The organism is Paenibacillus sp. MSJ-34 (assembly GCF_018918005.1).
Taxonomy (GTDB): Bacteria; Bacillota; Bacilli; order Paenibacillales; family Paenibacillaceae; genus MSJ-34.
In genome coordinates, this window is sequence record NZ_JAHLPR010000115.1 from 1 (window position 1) to 1808 (window position 1808).

1 protein-coding gene is annotated in these 1808 nt (G+C 55.1%); it reads left to right on the top strand.

Annotated elements, in window-relative coordinates; translation table 11 throughout:
* The first annotated feature begins 111 nt into the window (after positions 1–111).
* Positions 112–1389, top strand: a complete 1278-nt coding sequence (locus KQI79_RS27220; protein WP_216541459.1) for an IS110 family RNA-guided transposase — start codon at positions 112–114, stop codon at positions 1387–1389.
* Positions 1390–1808 lie beyond the last annotated feature (419 nt).

A 1808-nucleotide genomic window follows, 5' to 3' on the forward strand; every position in this document is an offset into this window, starting at 1 on the left:
TAAACATTCCTGTGTAGGCTAAGAAATGGCCTTTGAAAAAAACAGGAGCGCCTCGTATGATAGGGGTGTGACGGGTCTAGAGCCCTAAAAACCTATCAGGAGGCGCTTACTATGAAGTTTACTCGAAATAACGTGACAAATCAACGGATTGAACGAATTACCACCCAGCATGCTATCGTAGGGATCGACATCGCCAAAGAGAAGCACGTCGCTCAAGTGACCAATTTCCGCGGCATCGTGCTCACTCGGCGACATCTGACCTTTGCCAATACGCTCGAAGGCTTTGAGAGGCTGATGCGTTTTATCCGAGAAGTGCAGGAGAAGTACGGATTGGCATCGGTCATGGTCGGCCTCGAGCCGACCGGGCACTACTGGTTTAATCTAGCCCATTGGCTGCGGGAGCAAGGAATCGAAGTCGTCCTGGTGAATCCAGTCGTGACGCATCGCAACAAGGAGAACCGTGACAATACCCCGTCCAAAAACGATGCCAAGGACGCCTTAACCATTGCCGATGCGGTCAGCCGCGGCTTCTATACCGAGTTTACCCCGCAAGCGGCCCAATTGGAGGAACTCAAGACGCTGATGAGCGACCGGGAATTCTGGGTGAAATCCGCCATCAGTTTGGGGAATCGCATCGTCCGCTGGATCGACATGTACTTTCCCGAGTTTCAGCATGTCTTTAAAGACTGGACGGCCGAGCGCTCGCTGGCTTCCCTGCGCGCCTTTCCTTTGCCGTACGATGTGCAAGGCCTCCGTGCCGACGAAGTCATCGAGCGCTGGCGCGAACAAGGCATGAGACGCCCGGGCGGAGTCACCGGGAAAGCGAAGGCGGTCCAGCTCATCCAGGCGGCCAAACGCAGCATTGGCCGTACCGAGGGGGTGGAGCAGGCAAGGCGAGATCTGCAGCGCCTGCTGGCGGCGTACGACCAGATTACAAGCCAATTGCAAGAGATGAAGCAAGAAGTCGAAGCGCTGCTGGAGGAGATGCCCATGGCCAAACAACTGCAGAGCATCCCTGGGGTGGGCCCGATCACGATCGCAGCCTTGCTGGGGTTTGCCGGCGATCTTGGTCACTACGCCCATGGGCGGCAGCTCTTGCGCCGCGCCGGGCTCAATCTGGCCGAGCGAACCTCCGGCAAGTATAAAGGCCAGATCAAGCTCTCCAAACGCGGAGACAGTGCGCTGCGCAAATATCTCTTTTGGGCCATGCTCACCTTGGTGCGGGAAAATCCGGACTTCAAACGTTGGCATGAACACAACTTAAACAAGGGGATGAAGAAGATGGCTTCGTTATTCAAATTAATCGGCAAGTTCGCTCGGATCGTCATCGGGATGATCCAGCGTGGAGAAACGTATCGCTCGGAGATCGGTGTGGGGCAGGCCGCCTAACCCCGGCCGGGTTCCCATCGATCCCGTGGCACCTGTCGCCCCGTCGACTTACGAATATTGACTCATTCGCAGGATTTCTAATAAGCACAGAGAACCGAGTGTCAGTTTCGCAAGGACATAGATCCGTTACCTAAACGCTATCGGTCTCCACGCCTTGGATAGGTATGACGAAGGAATGGAAGGACAATGATCCGTTGAGACATGGGAGGGTGAGCCTCCAAGGGCCAAGTGGAGCGTGGGGTATACCAGCATCCCGCGAAGTGCGCGAAAGCGTAACTTCTGTTCCCGCACGCCCGTTTGTCGAAAAAAGCGGTGTCTGCTCCTCATTTCGGCTCTCACTCTGTTTTATAAGGCGGCGAAATCCTGCGAATAAGTGAGTATTCGTGAGAAAACACCTTAAATACGAGGGACGAAACTGA

Bases quoted from the DNA above. Each gene is read 5' to 3' on its own strand.
- KQI79_RS27220 (WP_216541459.1), top strand. From the start codon at position 112: ATGAAGTTTACTCGAAATAACGTGACAAATCAACGGATTGAACGAATT.